Origin of the sequence: Pseudomonas psychrophila, assembly GCF_001043005.1 — a bacterium.
In the GTDB taxonomy this organism is placed as follows: Bacteria; Pseudomonadota; Gammaproteobacteria; order Pseudomonadales; family Pseudomonadaceae; genus Aquipseudomonas; species Aquipseudomonas psychrophila.
The window spans coordinates 89,161-108,132 of the sequence record NZ_JYKZ01000005.1 but is presented as its reverse complement, the minus strand read 5'-3'; the positions used below and the strand labels follow the sequence as shown (position 1 = coordinate 108,132).

Genomic DNA, 18,972 nt, shown 5'->3' with positions numbered 1-18,972 from the left:
GCCTTGCTTGAAACACTGTTAATTACCTGATCGAGGCGTGTGACACAGCCACTAAAAATTGAAACTAAACTATATATAACTACCCCTTAAAACAGTAAAGCCATACCTATTGATGAGTGAATGTTTTGCCTGCAAGGCCGCGTTCGATACCACGCTCTGCCACGACATGGGTTGTCGCAGCAGAGCACAACCTTTACCAGAAGCGCTGCTGGGTCAAGCGACTCCACAGCGAGTCAACCACCTGTTGCACCGAGGTGCTTGCCGCCAGCCCCACGCGCTCCTGGAGACTTTTACGCTGGGCATAGTGCAGGTGATAGAGCTGGGCATCGTTGGCCCGCTCGGACAAGTACTCGTCGCTGGTTTTAAGTTCATCGACCAGCTGTTTATCGACCGCGGCGACACCCAGCCAGACTTCACCGGTCGCCACTTCATCAATCGCCAGTTGCGGACGATATTTGGCCACGAAATTCTTGAACAACTCATGGGTAATGTCCAAGTCCTGCTGGAACTTCTCACGGCCTTTTTCGGTGTTTTCGCCAAACACCGTCAGCGTGCGCTTGTACTCACCTGCCGTCAGCACTTCGTAGTCAATGTCGTGCTTTTTCAGCAGGCGATTGACGTTGGGTATCTGCGCAACAACGCCGATGGAGCCCAGAATGGCAAAGGGTGCGCTGATGATCTTCTGACCAATGCACGCCATCATGTAGCCGCCACTGGCCGCGACTTTATCGATGCAGATGGTCAACGGGATGCCTGCCTGGCGAATACGCGCCAGTTGCGAGGAGGCCAGGCCATAGCTGTGCACCATGCCGCCGCCGCTTTCCAGGCGCACGACCACTTCGTCAGTCGGCTTGGCAAGGGTCAGCAACGCGGTGATTTCGTGACGCAGGCTTTCAGTGGCAGAGGCCTTGATGTCGCCTACAAAATCCAGGACAAAGACCCGAGGCTTGTCATCCGGCTGCTTTTTCTGCTTTTTGTCCGCTTTACTGGTTTGCTTGTGCAGTGCCTTGAGCTGGCTCTTGGACAACAGAGACTGTTCCAGACGCTCACGCAGCCCCTTGTAAAAATCGTTGAGCTTGATGACCTGTAATTGCCCGGTGGCGCGGCGCCCCTTGCCACGCAATGCTGCAAGGGTCACCAGGACAACCACAATGGCAACCACCAGGGTCACGGTCTTGGCCAGAAAACTGGCGTACTCGGCAAGAAATTCCACAGCCTCTCCTTAAAACGTCTGCAGCCCTCGGGTCAGGGCTGCGCAATGGCACTCAGCATACCGGCGCCAACCGGGGCCTGCCAGCCGTGAAACGCCTCGCATTCAGCGACAGGTAGGAATTCAAACAAGCGTATGTTTTTTCATTGACAGCCACTTGCCATCCTCCTAACCTCGCCAGACTTTCAGCGGACCGGGATGACGCGGACGTGGGCAGCATCTATTTGATAAGACATGGCCAGGCCTCTTTCGGTGCAGACGACTACGACGTGCTGTCGCCACTGGGCGTGCGTCAGGCGACCCTCACCGGCCAGCATCTGGTGGATCTGGGTCTGCGCTTTGATCGCTGCCTGTCAGGCGAACTGCAGCGCCAGCAAGACACCGCACGTCACGCCACAGATCAGTTCCACGCTGCCGGCCTCCCCGTTCCATCGCTGGAAACTGACCCGGCCTTTGACGAATTCGATGCTTTCGCCGTGCTTCGCACCTTGCTTCCTGGCCTGCTGCCGGACGAACCTGATGCGCTGGAGGCCATGAACAACGCCGCCCACAACCCGGCAGAATTCCAGCGTATCTTTGAACTGGTTATCGCCCGCTGGCTCAGTGGCACCTACGACACCCCGGGTCTGGAAACATGGCTGGCTTTTGTCGAACGGGTTCAGGCGGGACTTAATCGCATTCTCGACCTGGCAAACAATCAGCACACCATCGCCGTGTTCACCTCCGGCGGAACCATCACTGCCTTGCTCCACATACTGACCCAAATTCCGGCCACCGATGCTTTCAAGCTGACCTGGCAAATTGCTAACACTTCGCTCAGCCAGCTCAAGTTTCATGGCCGCGAAGTGACCCTGGCTTCCTTCAACAGTCATGTGCATTTGCAACTGTTGAAGACGCCGTCACTCATCACCTATCGTTGAGCGTCGGCAACCGCGACCTACGGGCCGCTGTAATCCACCCTATATAAGGATCGAACCATGACTTCTGTAGCTGATGCCGTTCAAGCAATGAAAGCAAAATTCAACCCAGCCGCTGCTGCAGGCCTGGATCTGGTATTTGGTTTTCGCATTGATGACGACAAACACTTCTCGCTGATCGTCAAAGACAGCACCTGTGAACTCAAAGAAGGCGAAAACCCGGACGCCCAGGTCACTCTGGTCATGGACGGCGAAACCCTGGAAGGCATCGTCAGCGGCGAAACCGACGGCATGCAAGCATTCATGGGCGGCAAACTGCGCGCTGAAGGCGACATGATGCTGGCCATGAAGCTGAGCGAACTGTTCCCGGCTTAAGCCACAGGCAACACCCAAAACCGAAGCCCACGCGCTTCGGTTTTTTTTGCCTTGTGATTCACTCAGGCAATGGTTATCAAGGGGGCTGATTCCCCATTAACACCCCTGCCTATTAAGGCCGCGCCTGCCTTGTCGAGACCCGGGTTGCCCATTAGATTAGCGAATGTTGTCAGGCCACAAATATAAGCAGAAGAGATAAACATGGCGCTTACCGACTCGTCCACCCACATCCGTTCTGGCGAAGAGCTCGACGCCAGCCGCATTGATCCTTATCTCAAGGCCCATATCCCGGGGCTTGAGGGGCAGCCCGTGATCAGCCAGTTCCCTGGTGGTGCTTCTAACCTGACCTATCTGATCGAATACTCCGGCGTTGAGCTGGTACTGCGCCGTCCGCCGTTTGGCCACAAGGCCAAGTCGGCCCACGACATGGGCCGCGAGTTCCGCATCCTCAATCAGCTCAAGGACGCCTTTCCCTACTGCCCCAAAGCCTATGCCCTCTGCACCGATGAGTCCGTGATCGGCAGCGAGTTTTATGTCATGGAGCGGCTCAAGGGCATCATCCTGCGCGCCGACCTGCCGCCAGAGCTGGGCCTGGGCCCCGACCCTACACGCACCCTGTGCCAAACCTTTATCAACACGCTGGCGGAGTTGCACAAGGTTGATTACACCGCTTGCGGCCTGAGTGATCTGGGCAAGCCCCAGGGCTATGTGCAACGCCAGATCGGCGGCTGGTGTGAACGCTATGAAAAAGCCCTGACCCCCGATGCGCCGCGCTGGGAGGCGGTCAAGGACTGGCTCAAAGCCAATATGCCTGCTGACCACCCTACCCCCGCCATCGTTCATAACGACTACCGCTTCGACAACGTGATCCTCGATCCCGCCGATCCGCTGCAAATCATCGGCGTGCTGGACTGGGAACTGACCACCCTGGGTGATCCGCTGATGGACCTCGGCAACACCCTCGCCTACTGGATTGAAGCTGACGACCCGGCACCGGTGCAGTTGATGCGCCGCCAGCCGAGCAACGCCCCCGGAATGTTGACTCGCCGCGAATTCGTCGACTACTACGCCGAACGCTCAGGCATTCAGATAGATAATTACGACTTTTACTACACCTATGGCCTGTTCCGTCTGGCCGGTATCGTTCAGCAGATCTACTACCGCTACTACCATGGCCAGACCCAGGACAAACGCTTTGCTCAATTTGTGCAGATGAACGCCCTGCTTGAGCAGATGAGCCTCAAGGTCATCGCCCCCAAAATCCGCGCTCACTGAGAAATCCACATGCCCAGGACTCAACTGTTCGACCTCGATGGCAAAATCGCCTTTGTTTCCGGTGCCAGCCGCGGTATCGGCGAGGCCATTGCCAAACTGCTGGCCCAGCAAGGCGCCCATGTGATTGTGTCCAGCCGCAAGCTCGAAGGCTGCCAGCCAGTGGCCGACTCGATCATCGCCGAGGGCGGCAAGGCAACGGCCATCGCCTGCCATATCGGCGAAATGGAACAGATCACCCGGACCTTCGCGGGGATTCGCCAGGACTTCGGGCGCATCGATATTCTGGTCAACAACGCCGCCACCAACCCACAGTTCTGCAACGTGCTGGACACCGACCTCGGCGCCTTCCAGAAAACCGTCGACGTGAATATTCGCGGGTATTTCTTCATGTCGGTCGAGGCCGGCAAACTGATGCGCGAGCACGGCGGTGGCAGCATTATCAACGTGGCCTCGATCAACGGCGTAACGCCGGGTGAATGCCAGGGCGTGTACTCGATGACCAAGGCCGCGGTGATCAACATGACCAAAGTGTTTGCCAAGGAATGTGCAGCCTTTGGTATTCGCTGCAATGCCCTCCTGCCGGGGCTGACCGACACCAAATTCGCATCGGCACTGGTCAGTAATGAGGCCATTCTCAAGTCAGTCCTGCAGCAGGTTCCACTCAAGCGTGTGGCGGCGCCAAGTGAAATGGCCGGAGCGGTGCTGTACCTGGCCAGTGATGCATCGAGCTACACCACCGGGGTTTCGCTGAATGTGGATGGCGGGTTTCTGTCCTGATCCCTGTGGGAGCGGGCTTGCTCGCGATGGCATCCACCCAGTTTTCCTGCCAGAACGCAGCCTCTGCATCGCAGGCAAGCCAGCTCCCACAGATTGTGTCACTCAACGCTGATACCGGTCGCCCAAAGCCTGATGACGCACGTTAACCGCCATCAGGCAGCGCTCTGCCTCCTGCACCATCTCGTCAATCAGGCTCTGGCAGCTTTTAAGATCGCCAATCGCTGCCGCCACCTGGCCGCAGGGCAAAATCCCCTCATCCGGCACACCATCGACCATCGAACGCTGCAGGAGCACCGGCTGGTTGGCCGCCATCACGGTTTGCGACAAGGCGCCGGGGTCTTCCTTCACGGATTGAACGAACACCCCCAGCATATGACCCAGGCTCATGCCTGTCTGTTGCTTCCAGTGCCAGGCACTGCCCAGGGCAATGCGCAGACGGCCAAAGGCACTGGCCTTTTCCAGGCGATTGATAAACGCGTTTTCGATCATTCGGTGTCGCATGCCATCCACCGCTGTCGTGACACGGATTTGCTGAGGATCGGCGACCTTCACATAGCGCTCCAGCGTGGCAAGGGGGGTAGGCGATTCCTGGGTCATCAGGAACCGCGTGCCCATGGCGATACCGGCCGCACCGGTGGCCAAGGCTCCGGCCAGCCCGCGCCCGGTGGAGTAACCCCCCGCCGCAATCACCGGCACCCGCACCGCATCCAGTACCTGCGGCAACAATATGGTGCTCGGCACGCCACCGGTATGCCCCCCGCCTTCACCGCCCTGCACAGTGATCATGTCCGCGCCCAGTTCCACGGCCTTGATCGCATGTTTCAACGCGCCCACGGTCGGGATACACAGCACCCCGGCCTTTTTGAAGCGTTCGATGGTCTGGCGATCCGGCCCCCGGCCATAACTGACGGCTCGCAAGCGGTACTCGATGGCCAGATCCACGCACTGCGCGGCGTTTTCCTGGAACATATGAAAATTGAGGCCGAAATTGCTCCCCCCCGTAGCCTCGATCACCCGCTGTATTTCAGCCTCCAACTGATCCGCTGCAAGGGTCGCACCCGCCAAAAACCCGAAGGCACCGGCCCGGGTGCTGGCAATCACCAGATTGGCGTCCGCCACCCAGCCCATCGCGGTTTGCACGATGGGGTAGCGACAGCCCAAGGCATCGGTCAACGCCGTTTGCAGGTACTCGCTCATCGCCCCTCTCCCGCAGCCGTCTTGTTCGCCTCAATCATGGCCTTGGCGTCGTAACCACCAAGCTTGTCCCCCGAAAGCAACTCGTTATGGCTATGAGCAAAGTGATGCCAGGCAAAGACCGCATCCATCGCCGTGCGCTTGCCTTGCAAGTCTTCAACGTGATTGATCGCCTGCTTGGTCAGCGCCAGGCCCATGCGCGGTTGCTTGGCAATAGCGGCAGCCAGCGCGTAAGTACCTGCTTCCAGTGCTTCGCGGGCAAACAGGCGATTGACCATGCCCATTTGATAAGCGCGCTCGGCACTCATGCGATCACCGGTAAAAAGAAATTCCTTGGCAATACGCGGATTGAGCTCGTAAGGATGGGCAAAATATTCCACCCCGGGGATACCCATGCGCACCACCGGGTCCTGGAAGAACGCATCATCGCTGGCCACGATCAAATCGCAGACCCACGCCAGCATCAACCCACCGGCAATACACGCGCCCTGCACCATGGCGATGGTCGGCTTGGGCAACTCTCGCCAGCGCCGACACATGCCCAGGTACACCTCCTGCTCGCGGGCATACAGGTACTCGCCACCCGGCTTGTTGGTGTGATCCCACCACAGGCTGGCCCGGTCGAAGGACTTGTTGATATCACGCCCAGGCGTGCCGATATCGTGCCCCGCAGAGAAGTGTTTACCATTGCCGCGCAGCACAATGACCTTCACCGCGTCGTCATTCACGGCGCGGCGAAAGGCATCGTCCAGGGCATAGGTCATCTGCGAGTTTTGCGCATTATTTACCGTGGGCCGGTTCATGGTCAGCGTGGCAATACCATCGGCCACTCCATACAGCACCGGCTCTTCGGTTTCATACACAGCGGTATCAGCCCGCTGTACAAATTCGCTATCGCGGCTCATGTGAATTCCTTGCCTTCAGGCCTGGCGAATGCCGGGCGGATTGCCCTTGAGCGCAGCTGCGCGATAGTCATGGGGGTCCAGACGACGGATCAGCGCCAGTTGCTCCGTCGTGGGCGCCATGGTTTGCTTGAGGTCAGCAGCCTTGAGCAGCGGGAAGCCGGTTTTTTCCTGTACCTCTTCAAAGCTCACGCCCGGGTGCAGGGAACGTACTTGCACGGCGCGATCCGGCCCGCCGAAGTCCATCACGCACAGGTCGGTAACGATCAGGCGGATATCCATCAGGTCGCGGCGCATACCTTCTTCCCAACGCTCGTCCTTAAAACCGACACCCGAGACCATGTCGACTTCACCCGAAACAAAAGCCCGGGTGTTATGGGAAGGCACGAAAAACGAGTTGATATGGTTGATGCTGTTGCCCGGCAAACCGCGCACCCCGAGCATTGCCACCTTGGGTTTTTGATAATCGCCAATGCACGACAGGTTGGTCTGGCCCCAGCGGTCGATCTGGGTCGGACCGATCATCGCGTGTCGGCGCCCCCCCCACACGCATTCGAACACCCGCTCGAACGACAGGTAGCCCGAGTAGCGCGGCACATAATCACCACGGGGGCCCAGCGGGATCGGCTCTTCCACCAGGAATGCCTCACTGTCGGTCATCAGCAGTTCAGGGCTGTGGGTCAGTTTGGCCAGACTCGCACCCAGGCGCGGGATCACGCCCAACCCCGAAGCAATGACTTCGCCGTTGCCGCGCCAGGCTTCACAGGCGGCCACGATCAACAATTCAGCCAAGGTAAATTCGTTAGTAGCAGTCATGTCAAAACTCCTTAAAACACTGGCAGCGGCAAAGCGCTCAGGCGATCGACACCGCCATTGCTGGCCTGATAGGCACTTTCGCCCGGGGTCACGAACTCGGCTACATAACCTTCCCAGCCACCTTCTTCAGCGGCGCTGGCGCTGTAGCGTTTCAAATGGCTCATGTCCCAGCCGTAGTCAGACGGACACGAGGTAGGGTGCGCGCCAAACGGTGCATGCACTACGCCGCTGACCAGATAGCGTTCAAAGGTATTGAAGCGGGCCTGTGCAGCTTCCAGGCTCAAGCGCTGCTCAATCCGCTCGCAAGACACAAAGCACTGCTTGGCGGCACGGGCGAACAGATGGTCGAAATACGGGTCAGGGCCGGTAACCAGGGTATTACCCAGCCGGTCGGCAACGTTGACATGCAAAAAGGCGATGTCCAGATTCAGCGCAGGCATGGCCAGCAGCACCTCGCCATCGTCATAAGGCGACTGCACCTGCTTGATGTGCGGATTCAGGCGGCTGACATCCGTGGCCAGCCCGCAACGGGTCGGCAAAAACGGCAAGCGCATGCCCGCGGCGCGCAGGCCCCATTGCAGCATGCCTTCGTCCAGCTCCATCAGCTCCAGCTCGCCGGCCTCGCGGGCCTTGCGAAAGTAGGCTTCAAGAGGGATCGCATCGAGGGTGGCAAAGCCGAACACCAGTTTCTTGACCTTGCCCGCAGCGCAGAGCATGCCGACTTCAGGGCCGCCATAGGCCACCACGGTCAGGTCCTTGACGTCCGAGCGCAGGATCTCGCGCACAATCGCCATGGGCTTGCGCCGCGGGCCCCAGCCGCCAAAGCCGATGGTCATGCCGTCGCGCAACTGGCCAACCACGTCTGCCGCTGTCATTTGCTTGTTCATCGTGACTCCTTACTGTTCTTGGCCGACGGAAAAATCGTGGCCCCACAGGCTTACCCGGGTGAATTCAAAAGCGCTGTGGTCTTGCCAATCCACCAGCAAGCCGCCATAGCCGTACTCCAGGTCAAAGCCCGAAGGTGTTTTCATGTAAAAAGAGGTCATGCGGTCGTTCAGGTGCTGACCCAAAGTGGCCGACAACGGCACGTTGTGAGCGATACGCCGATCGTGGGCGCGGCCCACTTCGGTCATGGACTCGACCTCGACCATCACATGCACGCAGCCCGATGGCACCGGGTATTCGGCCAGGGCCAGGCTGTGGTGACGGCTGTTTTTGCAATGCAGAAAGTGGATACGAATCGGTGGCGCCGAAGGGTCGGGACGAAAGTTGAAAATGTCCGACAGCTCAAACCCGAGGACGTCCTTGGCAAAGGCCAGGGTGGCATCGAAATTTGGCGCGGGCAGCACGGTGTGGCCCAGGCCCATTTCACCCGTGATAAAGCCCGGTACACCTTGAGGCGAGACAAAGGGTTGGCAATCGGAGCGATGGCCCCAGCTCAATTCATGGCGGTTGCCCGAAGGATCGGTGACATGCAGCAGCGCTTGCACACCGCGCTGATCGCATTGTTCTGCGGTGCCCGGGCGCCAGCTGACATCGGCTTGATCCAGCACCTGGATGGCCGCATTGAATGCCTTTTCGCTGGCCAGTTCCCAGCCGGATGCCAGATAGCGCGACTCGCCACCAGGCACGATCAGCATGCGAAACGGACGCTCATCCATCTTCACGTACACGCCGCCGGCGGGTGCTTCGCTGACCATCATCCCGAGCACGTCCTGGGCATAACGCTGCCACTGGACGGGGTCCCGGGACTCTGCAACGAAGTAGCTCAAACCACGAATGTCGATCATGTGCCTGCTCCTCAATGCCTGTATTTATTGGCTGAGGGCAGTATGGGAAGGATGGCGCCGGGGCTCATCGTCCGTTGAGACTAAAGCTCGATTGGCGCAACACACATAAAACAGTGGGAGCGAGCCTGCTCGCGAAAGCGTGTTGACTGGATGATCGCTTTCGCGAGCAGGCTCGCTCCCACGGGATTACATATAGAGAATCACCAGCTCATTGATCACCGACGGCCGCTCGCTGCCCAGCACATGGGTATTGAGTTCAAGGGTCAGTTGAGTGCCGCTTTTGACCCGCTCCACCCGCTTGACCCGTGCCCGGGCATGAATCGTCGAGCCTGCGGGCACCGGTGCCGGGAAACGCAGACGATCCGATCCGTAGTTGATCATGTTGCTGAAACCGGTGATCTCGTAACCCAGATTCAGCTTCATGCGCGACTGCAGGATCTGCACCAGCGCACCATGGGCAATGGTGCCGCCAAACGGGCTTTGCTTGCGCGCACGCTCAGGGTCGGTGTGGATCCAGTAGTCATCCCCGGACAGCTGGGCAAAGGTGTCAATCAAGGCCTGATCGACCACCACCTGATTGCTCCACGGGCTGAATTCCTCGCTGACCAGGGCCTGCAGCGCCGCCTCGTCATCCAGAGCAATCTGGCGCACGGTGGCGACCTGTTCTTGCGCCGGTTGCTCAACCGCTCGCAACGCCTTGAGGGCATCAGCATCCTTATCGACACCTGTAAAGCGCAGCAGCCGATTACCCTTGCCGTCTATCTCGGCATACACAGGTTGCAGGCGCATGCCGATCTTCACTTCGGACTCGTCCAGTCCCACCAGGTTGGTGTTCATACGAACACCCTGATCCAGCTCGACCACCGCCAGCATTTGCGGCATCTCATCCGCGAAGTCCGGCAAAGTTGCGATACGCGTTACGGTGAAGCTATACAGCGTTGCCCCGCCACTGACTTCACGCCAGGCCAGTGAATGAGTCAAACACGCCGGACAATGCCGGCGCGGGTAAAACACCCAATGACTGCATTCGTTGCATTGCTGAATCAACAGGCGCTCAGCCTTCAGGCCTTCCCAGAACGGTGCAGAGATCTCGGTTGGCACCGGCATTGGTTTGTTATTCGACATCGGATTCATGCTCCCTGAAGTATCAATGCGCCCTGCTCACTCATCACCCCGCCGGTGCCTGAGACATAAACCGTGTCGCATTGCTTGAGCTGGCGTTCACCCGCCTCACCCGCAATTTGCGTCACGGCTTCGATCACCTGGCTCATGCCGCCCGCTGAACCGGCCTGGCCAAAGCTGAGCTGACCGCCGTGGGTGTTCATCGGGAAATCGCCGCGCCAGGTCAAGTCGTGCTCACGCACAAAACTCATGCCTTCACCCTTGGCGCAAAAACCGGCGTCTTCCAGGGTCAGCAAGGCGGTGATGGTGTAGCAATCGTAGATTTGTGCCGCGTCCACATCCGCAGGCTTGATCCCCGCCATCTCAAACGCACGGCGCGAAGCAGGTCCGATTGGGGTTTGCAGCATGTCCTGGGCATAAGACGGCGATTTGAACGCCAGGTGTTCACCAAAACCGGTGATCCAGGACGGTCGTTTACGAGCGCGGGCAGCCACTTCTTTAGAAGCGATGATCATGGCTGCGCCACCCGCCACGGGCATGACGATTTCCAGCACGTGCAACGGGTCGGCTACCTTTTTGCTGGCCAGTACTTGCTCGATGGTCAACGGCTGACCGTAAAACATGGCATCCGGGTTGTACTGTGCATTGGTGCGCTGATCCACCGCGATTTTTGCCATCGCCCGAGGGTCATAGCCATATTGCGCGGCATAACGCTGGGCAATCATCGCGTAACCGGTGTTCTGGCCCATGTGACCGTAAGGCAAGTCAAACTCGGCTTCGGGAGCGCCAAACGCCGTGCTGTGGCCACCAAAGCGCATGGCCCGGGCCATCCAGCTGGCGTCTTCATCCGGGCCCATGGGCGCCATGCGTGCCGGCAATACGCACAGCACCGCCTGGCACAAACCCAGTTCAATGGCGGCCGCTGCGCGCCAGACCATACCTACTGAGGTACAGCCGCCAAGGTCGACGACTTCGGCAAAATTGAGGCGCAAGCCCAGGTATTCAGCGGCCATGGCCGGTACAAACACCGAAGCCTCATGAAATTGCGGACCATTAATCACCAGCCCGTCGATATCGGATGCCTGCAAACCGGCATCGCGCAACGCCTGGGCCGCCAAATCAGCCACTTGCTCCAGATGGAACATGCGCGGCGCCGTGGCGTATTTCTCAGGTTTGTACTGTGCGCTGCCCACAATGGCCGCGTGACCTTTAAGACCCATGGTTATCTCTCTTTAGAAGTGCAAATCAGGCCGTTTTGTGGGGGCGGCGGTGCGACGATTCGACTTGCTCGCGATGGCACCGACGCGGTTCTGCTGCAAAACGTCAGTGCCTGTATCGCGAGCAAACCCGCTCCCACACAGGGGACGGGCAAGTCGTTAGAAGGTGTATTTCATAGAGAACGTGGCGTAGTCACGGTCAGCAAGCGGCCGATTGATCGGATCGGGCGAACCCAGATACCCGATGTATTTGAGCGATACTTCCAGGTTGCTCAGGTACTTGAAGGTCGTGCCTGCGCTCAGGCGTCGATCCCCGGCCACCCCGGCGATAGTCCCCGACATCGGTGCAGCACCGCTGAAAACGTCCGAGTAAGTGAACGGAACTTCAAGGTCCCAGCCCTGGAACACACCCGGATAACTGAACGAAGCCCCCACGGTGTACGCGCTCGATGAGCGGGTACGCCACGCACTGCCGGTATTGTAGGTGTAGTCATTGGACGGCTGAACAGACGGCACCAGTGACGGCAACAGCCCTACACCTTCAAGGTTGGGCGCTGCCGAAGTTGCATCCGCGTGGTCGGCACGCACAGTGACGATTTCACCGGTCAACGTGGTTTGGCTGGCCCATGGACGGTCACCCAGAATTCGCATCGCCGACAACTGGAACTGTTGGCCCTTGCCCTTGGCAGGCACCGGCCCCAACCCGGTATTGACCATCACCGGCGCACCGTCGCGATACGACCACTCGGCACCGAGTTGCACGTCTCCCAGCTTGGTGGTGGCACTGATGCCGGTCAGCTTGATGTCTTCAAAGTATTTGACCCGGTAGCCGTTGGCCTTGTAAGCCAGGCCACCAGCGCCAGCCGGAATCGGGTCCCAGCCCACCAGCGCAGTGGCCGGGTTTTTATCGTGGTACACCACATGGAACAGCGACACTTCAAGGTCCGTGACCGGGCGGTAACGTATCTGAGCACCCCACTGACCACTGTCACGGGGCTCATCGGTGCCCAGGTACGGCACTTTATTGGCCCCCATGTACAAAAACTCGCGGCCCGGGCCAATCACGTCGGAGGTCGACAAGAAGCTGCCCACCGGCGGCAGTTCAGTGCCCTTCCACTCATACTGCACGTAGCCGCCCAGGGTAATTTCAGGATTGATCCGGTAGGACGCCGAGAATTGCCCGACCGGCAGCAAAACCTCTTTGACCTCGACCCCTGGCTGAGCCGCCTTGACCGCATCGGACGGGTTTTGTACGCCGTTCACGCCAGGGTAGTAAAGGCTCTCGCCCCACGACTCAATGTGGCGACCCGCCTTGACGTCGAGCATGGTGTCGTTCTCAAAACGCCAGCCGCCGAACACGTAGGCGTCGAGCAACTTAGTGCGGCCACCGCTGTAGTAGCGCGTGTCGCTGGTGAACTCGTCATTGCTGCCGTACTTGTTGACCGTGGCCGGTGAGTCGTTGTCATTTTTACGGTGGTACACATCGTCGTAAAAGGTGCTGGCGCGCACGACGGCACCATAGTTGTCCTTGCGCAGGATCATCTCGCCCAGCGCGCCCACACGGTTGGTGGTGAGGCTGTGCTGCTCGAAGTTGCGGTTCGGATCATCGGCGTTAATCCCCATCAGCCTGTCGCTGGGATGCCCCAGGCGCATACCGATGCCGTAGCTTGTGGTGACCGTCCAATCAATAGTGGTGCCGTCATCAAACTCGATGGTTTCCCCTGCCCACAGCGGACTGGACACCAGTGCCACAGCGACAGCCAGGCCACTGACCTGATAGCTGTGCGGGCGCGGCCCTTGATATTTATTGTTGTTTTTATTGATCACTCTGCCTCTCCTGATTGACGACTCGGTGGCCGCCTCGATGGGTTCAAGCGTCATTGCGTTCTGCATACCGCGCCTATAGCCACTGCTCAAAACAACTCAAGCGGGTCGAACTTCACGACTCCTGTCGGGGCTACCCGATAACGATGCAGCCCTCCTTGTTCCTCACGAACGAGCGCCCCCTCGGCCATAAGGTAATTGGCGTGAGCCAACGTCTCCCCAAGCGCCATCAGTTCGTCAAAACGACCTGACAGTTTCTTAAACAACACCGCCATCATTTCCAGCGCCGTGCGCGGTTCCTCGCAGGCCAGGAGCAACTGCTGCAAATGTTTGAGATGGTGATCGCGCAACTGATCCAGTCGCAGATGCAGATTGAAAAACGGCCGCTCATGGGCCGGCAGCACCAGCACGCTGTCGGGGATCACGCGCAGCCGTTCGATGGAGTCCAGCCAGTCACGCAATGGATTGGCTTCTGGTTCCGGGACATACACCGCAATGGTCGAGGTAATACGGGGCAACACTTGATCGCCCGAAATCAGCAACCCATCGTCCGGCGCGTACAGACACGCATGCTCCGGTGAATGCCCGTTACCCATCACCACCTCCCAACGGCGACCGCCGATGGTGAGCCGGCTGCCATGGCTCAAACGGGTAAAACCGGCGACCAGTTGCGGACGAAAGTGCTCGCCCTGGATCAGTGGCAGTAACGATGTGGCGCGCTCTGAACTGAACCCGGCCTTTTGATAAAAATCGAGAAACGCCCAGTCCGGCTCAGCGGCTTTTGGCGGGCCGTGATGCAGTGCCTGAAACTCACCCCGAGTCATCAATACCGGACAGCGGAAACGCTCGGCCAACCAACCGACCACGCCGGTGTGATCGCTGTGAAAATGCGTGCAGATCACCGCCTTGAGCGGCAAACCCGAGAGCACCTCTACAAATACGCGCTCCCACACTTCGCGGCATTGATCGCTGTTGAGGCCCGTATCGACCGCGACCCAGCCGTCACCATGGCGCAGCAAATACAGGTTGATGTGATCAAGCCCGAACGGCAGCGGCATGCGCAGCCACAGCACGCCCTCGGCGACTTCCTGCACCTGGCCGCTGGCCGGAGCCTGTGGCCACGGGTAACGCAGACCGTCACGCCATTCATGCCCTTGAGCGTCGAATTCACTCATGGCTGCAGCCTGCAAAAGGCAGCAAACCGGCACGGGCCAGTACTTGCAGCGAATACGGCTGATAAGTGCCGGTACTTTCGTCACGCACAAACAGCGGATCGGCAAACAAACCCGGTGCGTAGCCCTGGCGCTGCAGATCGACCTTGCGCAACTTGAAAGTACTGGTCAGGTCTGCCGCCGCCGAAACCCGTACAAACATCGGCGCCGCATAACGTGGCAACCGGGCTTGAGTCAGATCAAAGAAAGCCTGCGGATCAAACGCATGCCCCGGTTGCATAAGAATCGCTGCCATCCCGGCGCGACCTTCGTGCTCAGGCACCTGAACGCCGTATACGTTGATCAGCTCAAGCCCTGGCATGTCACTGAGCGTATCTGCCACTTCAAGCGTCGAAACGTTCTCGCTTTTCCAACGAAAAGTGTCGCCAATACGGTCGACGAAATAGAAATAGCCGTCGTCGTCATAGCGCAACAGATCCCCCGAACTCCAGTAGGCGTCGCCAGTTTGAAACACATCACGGCGGATCTTGCTCTCGCTGGCCGCTGCGCTGGTGTAACCCTCGAAACGCCCGCCGCCAATCTGCGGGTGGTCAACGATAAAGCCCATCGCCTCACCCAATTCACCGGGTTGGCACAGCTGATAAAAACCGTTTTCGTCCCGCGGATGGCTCTCGCTTTCAACGTCGTAGCGCACCAGGCGCAGATTGGTGCGGCTCCAGTCCGGCACTCGCCCGCACGATCCCACGTAGTTGTCGACATTGATCAGGTTGGCGTTGGCTTCGGTGGCGCCCCAGCCTTCAAAGACCTGGACCGGACCGAAACGCTCAAGCCAGCGCTGCCAGGATTCAGGCGTCAGGCCTGCACCGAGCATGTAGCGCAAACTGTGCTCACGCTCTCCGGCCGCCACGGGCTGATTGAGCAGATAACGGCAGATCTCGCCGATGTACTGGAACACGGTGATGCGGTTACGGCGCACATCAGGCCAGAACTCCCGCACACTGAACCTGCGCCGCACCACGATGCTCGCGCCCACGCGCAACGCCGTGGACGTCACCGAAGTGGCCGCCGCGCCGTGGTACAGCGGCAGGCAGCAATAAAACACGTCGTCGCAGGTGGCGCCCAGGGTTACTTCCATTACGTCACCCGACGACATCCAGCGCATATGGCTGTAACGGGCCGCCTTGGGCAGCCCCGTGGTGCCTGAGGTAAAAATCAGCAACGTAGTGGTTTCAGCCGTAATCCCGGCGCGCACTTCACGGGTAAATGCAGTGCCCGGCGCACGGGCGATCTGCTCGCCAAACTGGCTGTCGACACAGGTTGGCAACGCACCCGCAAAAGGGTTGGACGGGTCTTCGACCAACCACAGCGGTACGTCTGGCAAGCCTTCAGTGTCCAACAGGTTAGCCAGGCACTCTTCGCCCACCACGACTGCCTTGGCAGCGATGGATTGCAAGGCATGCACCAGCGGCTTGCCATTGACCTGGGTATTGATAAACGCCACCACGACACCGAGTTTGACCAGCCCGAACCAGCTGAAGAAAAACTGCGGACGGTTCTCCATGGCAATGGCGCACACGTCACCGGGGCGCAGGCCCTTGGCGTAAAACACGTGAGCCATGCGATCGGCTTGTGCATTCACGGTGGCGTAACTGAAGCGCTGCTCGCCGTCGATCAGAAAGCAGTGCCCGGGCAAGGCCTGCGCCTGAGCTTCAAGACGATCAGCCAGGGTGTACAGGTCTGACGGTTTAATCTGGGCACTGGCCGCTGCACGTACATCGAGCAATGCCTGAGTGTGCTCCCGTGGCACGGGCTGCTGCCTGGATGCAGTTAGAGCGCTGATTCGTGACATGTCGTTCATTGCGCCACCGCCTCGCCCAGCGGGTAATCGCTGTACCCTTCGGGGCCCGGCGAGTACAAAGTCTTGCGGTCGAAGCGGGCCAGAGGCAGCCCCTTGCGCAGACGCTCCACCAGATCCGGATTGGCAATAAAGTGACGGGCAAACGACACCGCGTCACCCTGCCCGGCCTGCAGTGCAGCCTCGGCCGACTCACCGTCAAACCCGTCATTCAGGATCAGGCCGTTGCTGCAATGGCGCTGGGCCAGGGCAAAGGCATCCAGTTCGGCCAGAGGCGAACGCATGATGTGCACGTAAGCCAGGCCCATAGGCTCGGCGGCCTTGCACAGGGCTACTGCGGTGGCTAACGGGTCTTCGTCATCGATGTCATTGAATGGGTTGCCCGGACACAGGCGCAGTGCCACACGCCCGGCACCAATGGCTGAAGCCATGGCCGCCAGCACCTGAGCCGGGAAGCGCACGCGGTTGTCGACACTGCCACCGTACTGGTCTTCACGCAGGTTGCTGCCCGACGCCATGAACTGCATCGGCAGGTAACCGCTGGTGCAGTGCAACTCAACCCCGTCAAACCCAGCTTCGCGCGCATTCAATGCAGCCTGGCGATACTCCTCGATCACCAGGGCGATATCTTGCAGGGACAAGGCCTGGGGCTCGTCGGTATCGACCATGCCGGCGGTGTCGGTAAACAACTGAGTACGTGCGCGCAAGGGCGAAGGCGCAACCGTAGCGGCCCCGGCCGGTTTGTTGTGGGCGCTGGAAGCACGGCCGACGTGCATCAGTTGCAGCACAATCAGGCCGCCTTCGGCATGTACCGCGTCGGTCACAGCCTTCCAGGCCGCGATCTGTTGCTCGTTGTAAATCGCCGGGGTCCGGCAATAGCCCAGGCCGCTGGCAGAAGGCGCGGTGCCCTCGGCGACGATCAGCCCGGCCGACGCACGCTGGCGGTAGTACTCAACCATCTCAGGGGTGGGCACGCCGTGCTGATCCGCACGACTGCGGGTCATCGGTGCCATGACAATACGGTTGGCCAGTTCAAGCTCACCGAGGCGCACAGGTTCAAACAAAATGCTCATGGATAGTCCTCAGCGCACGCGAATTTTCGGTGCGCCAGCCCCTCGGCGCAGGGTGGCAAGAAAGTGTTCGACCGGTGCCGCTGTCGCCACTTGGGGCAGTTGGTCCTTGTCCGGGCGATGGGCCCAGAACTCGGTCCAGGACGGGAACAGGTCGTGGAAAGTACCGGCGTAGGGTTCGCGCCCCGGCCAACGCATTTTTTGCGTGCCGATCGGCGGCTTGTTGAGGTCACTGGCGTACCAGTAGCACGGCAAGCGGCGGCGGAAATACCAGCGCCCCTGCATCCGCTCGTAGTCATCCCAATAGAGCATTTGCATGGTGACCCACTCGGGGCCGGTCTCGTGCTCGTTCTTGGAATACACCACACCCACGGCGTGATCAGGGTCGGTAAACTCGATGAGGTGCTGGCCCAGGTGATGCGAGGTGCCATGGAACTGATCACGCAACGTGTCATCGACCCAGGCTTTGAGGTGTGCACGCCCGGTTTTTTCGCGACCGACACGAATGTCTTCGGCAAACAGATTGACGTGGGCATCGAGGTCGCGCATGTCCAGCGACAACGAATATTTGCCGGCCAACTGGCGAATTTCTTCAATCGACTCCAGCCGGTCAAGACGGGCTAGCAAGGCGTTCTGTTCCATAAAAGGGTCCTTATTCCAATACCGTGTACAGCTCGCTGCTGCGCCCGCCATCGACCGGCAAGCAGGCGCCGGTGATATACGAGGCTTCGTCGCTGGCCAAAAACAGAATGGCGTTGGCCACTTCCACGGGTTGGCCGACGCGCCTGAGCGGGATCAGTTTTTCGGTATTGGTGCGGGTCTTGTCGTCGGTGAGCATGCCGGCCGTGGCGGGCGTCTCTACCACGCCCGGGCTGACCACGTTGCACCGAATGTTGTGGCTGGCGCCTTCGCTGGCGGCGGCGCGGCTGAAATTGATCACCGCGGCCTTGGCTGCGCTGTAGCCAGCCATCCATGGCGTACCGAACTGGCCGCAGATCGAGGCCAGATTGATGATTGAGCCGCTGCCCTGAGCACGCATCAGGCCCATCGCCGTACGCGTACCCCAGAAGGTGCCGTCCACGGTGGTCGCAAAGTTGGAGTGCCAGTCAGCGGTGGAGGTGCTGTCAATCGCACCCCAGCTGTAGGCCATCGCATTATTGACCAAAATATCCAGCCGGCCATGGCGTTGTGCCGCCTCGCTGATGGCGGCGACATAGGCGGCTTCATTGCTGACATCGGCCACCGCGCATTCCGCACGGCCACCGCTGTCGCGAATGTGTGCGGCGACCGCTTGCAGCGGCTCGATGCGACGACCGCAAAGCACCACCAGGGCGCCCTCTTCGGCAAACCGCAGTGCCGTGGCGGCGCCAATCCCGGAACCGGCACCGGTGATAAATGCAATCTTGTTGTGTAAACGAGTACCCATGACCTGCTCTCCCATTGCTGTGCCCGGCGT

Annotated in this window: 18 protein-coding genes; 4 read left to right on the top strand and 14 right to left on the bottom strand. The window is 59.6% G+C overall.

What is annotated here, in order from left to right; translation table 11 throughout:
- Nucleotides 1–193: 193 nt before the first annotated feature.
- Entirely contained in the window at nucleotides 194–1,213 is a 1,020-nt protein-coding gene (gene sohB, locus TU76_RS13780) for a protease SohB (RefSeq protein ID WP_048351858.1), read from the bottom strand.
- Between the two features lie 206 nt (nucleotides 1,214–1,419).
- On the opposite strand from sohB, the gene TU76_RS13775 reads away from it, so the two are divergent.
- From TU76_RS13775 to TU76_RS13760, 4 genes are all read left to right on the top strand, one after another.
- On the top strand, nucleotides 1,420–2,130 hold the full coding sequence (locus TU76_RS13775) for a histidine phosphatase family protein (RefSeq protein ID WP_048351857.1): 711 nt from the start codon (nucleotides 1,420–1,422) through the stop codon (nucleotides 2,128–2,130).
- A gap of 57 nt (nucleotides 2,131–2,187) precedes the next feature.
- Nucleotides 2,188–2,502, top strand: a complete 315-nt coding sequence (locus TU76_RS13770) for an SCP2 sterol-binding domain-containing protein (protein WP_016781113.1) — start codon at nucleotides 2,188–2,190, stop codon at nucleotides 2,500–2,502.
- A 201-nt stretch (nucleotides 2,503–2,703) separates the two neighbouring features.
- The gene (locus TU76_RS13765; RefSeq protein WP_048351856.1) at nucleotides 2,704–3,777 is read left to right on the top strand and encodes a phosphotransferase family protein; all 1,074 of its coding nucleotides are present in this window, start codon (nucleotides 2,704–2,706) and stop codon (nucleotides 3,775–3,777) included.
- Nucleotides 3,778–3,786: 9 nt separating this feature from the next.
- Nucleotides 3,787–4,554, top strand: a complete 768-nt coding sequence (locus TU76_RS13760) for an SDR family oxidoreductase (RefSeq protein WP_046810805.1) — start codon at nucleotides 3,787–3,789, stop codon at nucleotides 4,552–4,554.
- A gap of 102 nt (nucleotides 4,555–4,656) precedes the next feature.
- Here TU76_RS13760 and TU76_RS13755 read toward each other — a convergent pair whose 3' ends face one another.
- The 13 genes from TU76_RS13755 to TU76_RS13695 form a co-directional block, all read right to left on the bottom strand.
- Nucleotides 4,657–5,751: an NAD(P)H-dependent flavin oxidoreductase gene (locus TU76_RS13755; protein WP_048351855.1), complete on the bottom strand. Its 1,095-nt coding sequence runs from the start codon at nucleotides 5,749–5,751 to the stop codon at nucleotides 4,657–4,659.
- A complete protein-coding gene (locus tag TU76_RS13750) occupies nucleotides 5,748–6,653 on the bottom strand; it encodes an enoyl-CoA hydratase (RefSeq protein WP_019826434.1) in 906 nt (301 codons plus the stop codon). Before TU76_RS13750 ends, TU76_RS13755 begins: the two co-directional genes overlap by 4 nt.
- Nucleotides 6,654–6,668: 15 nt before the next feature.
- Entirely contained in the window at nucleotides 6,669–7,466 is a 798-nt protein-coding gene (locus TU76_RS13745; protein ID WP_048351854.1) for a CoA-transferase subunit beta, read from the bottom strand.
- 11 nt (nucleotides 7,467–7,477) lie between these two features.
- A complete protein-coding gene (locus TU76_RS13740) occupies nucleotides 7,478–8,353 on the bottom strand; it encodes a CoA transferase subunit A (protein ID WP_048351853.1) in 876 nt (291 codons plus the stop codon).
- Between the two features lie 9 nt (nucleotides 8,354–8,362).
- Complete coding sequence (locus TU76_RS13735; RefSeq protein WP_048351852.1) at nucleotides 8,363–9,256, bottom strand: VOC family protein; 894 nt, start codon at nucleotides 9,254–9,256, stop codon at nucleotides 8,363–8,365.
- Nucleotides 9,257–9,442: 186 nt separating this feature from the next.
- Nucleotides 9,443–10,381: a bifunctional OB-fold nucleic acid binding domain-containing protein/MaoC family dehydratase gene (locus TU76_RS13730; protein WP_019826426.1), complete on the bottom strand. Its 939-nt coding sequence runs from the start codon at nucleotides 10,379–10,381 to the stop codon at nucleotides 9,443–9,445.
- 5 nt (nucleotides 10,382–10,386) lie between these two features.
- Nucleotides 10,387–11,598 carry a thiolase family protein gene (locus TU76_RS13725; RefSeq protein WP_019826424.1) on the bottom strand — a complete coding sequence of 404 codons (1,212 nt, stop codon included), beginning with the start codon at nucleotides 11,596–11,598 and terminating at the stop codon, nucleotides 10,387–10,389.
- Between the two features lie 156 nt (nucleotides 11,599–11,754).
- The gene (locus TU76_RS13720) at nucleotides 11,755–13,422 is read right to left on the bottom strand and encodes a DUF1302 domain-containing protein (protein ID WP_048351851.1); all 1,668 of its coding nucleotides are present in this window, start codon (nucleotides 13,420–13,422) and stop codon (nucleotides 11,755–11,757) included.
- Nucleotides 13,423–13,508: 86 nt separating this feature from the next.
- Complete coding sequence (locus tag TU76_RS13715) at nucleotides 13,509–14,594, bottom strand: MBL fold metallo-hydrolase (protein WP_048351850.1); 1,086 nt, start codon at nucleotides 14,592–14,594, stop codon at nucleotides 13,509–13,511.
- Nucleotides 14,587–16,449: a long-chain-acyl-CoA synthetase gene (locus TU76_RS13710; protein ID WP_048351849.1), complete on the bottom strand. Its 1,863-nt coding sequence runs from the start codon at nucleotides 16,447–16,449 to the stop codon at nucleotides 14,587–14,589. The genes TU76_RS13715 and TU76_RS13710 overlap by 8 nt, the downstream gene beginning before the upstream one ends.
- Nucleotides 16,446–17,519, bottom strand: coding sequence for an alkene reductase (locus TU76_RS13705; protein WP_019826419.1), 1,074 nt, complete (start codon nucleotides 17,517–17,519; stop codon nucleotides 16,446–16,448). The genes TU76_RS13710 and TU76_RS13705 overlap by 4 nt, the downstream gene beginning before the upstream one ends.
- A gap of 9 nt (nucleotides 17,520–17,528) precedes the next feature.
- Nucleotides 17,529–18,158, bottom strand: coding sequence for a nuclear transport factor 2 family protein (locus tag TU76_RS13700; protein ID WP_019826411.1), 630 nt, complete (start codon nucleotides 18,156–18,158; stop codon nucleotides 17,529–17,531).
- A gap of 10 nt (nucleotides 18,159–18,168) precedes the next feature.
- Complete coding sequence (locus TU76_RS13695; protein ID WP_046810600.1) at nucleotides 18,169–18,942, bottom strand: SDR family NAD(P)-dependent oxidoreductase; 774 nt, start codon at nucleotides 18,940–18,942, stop codon at nucleotides 18,169–18,171.
- Between the last annotated feature and the right edge of the window lie 30 nt (nucleotides 18,943–18,972).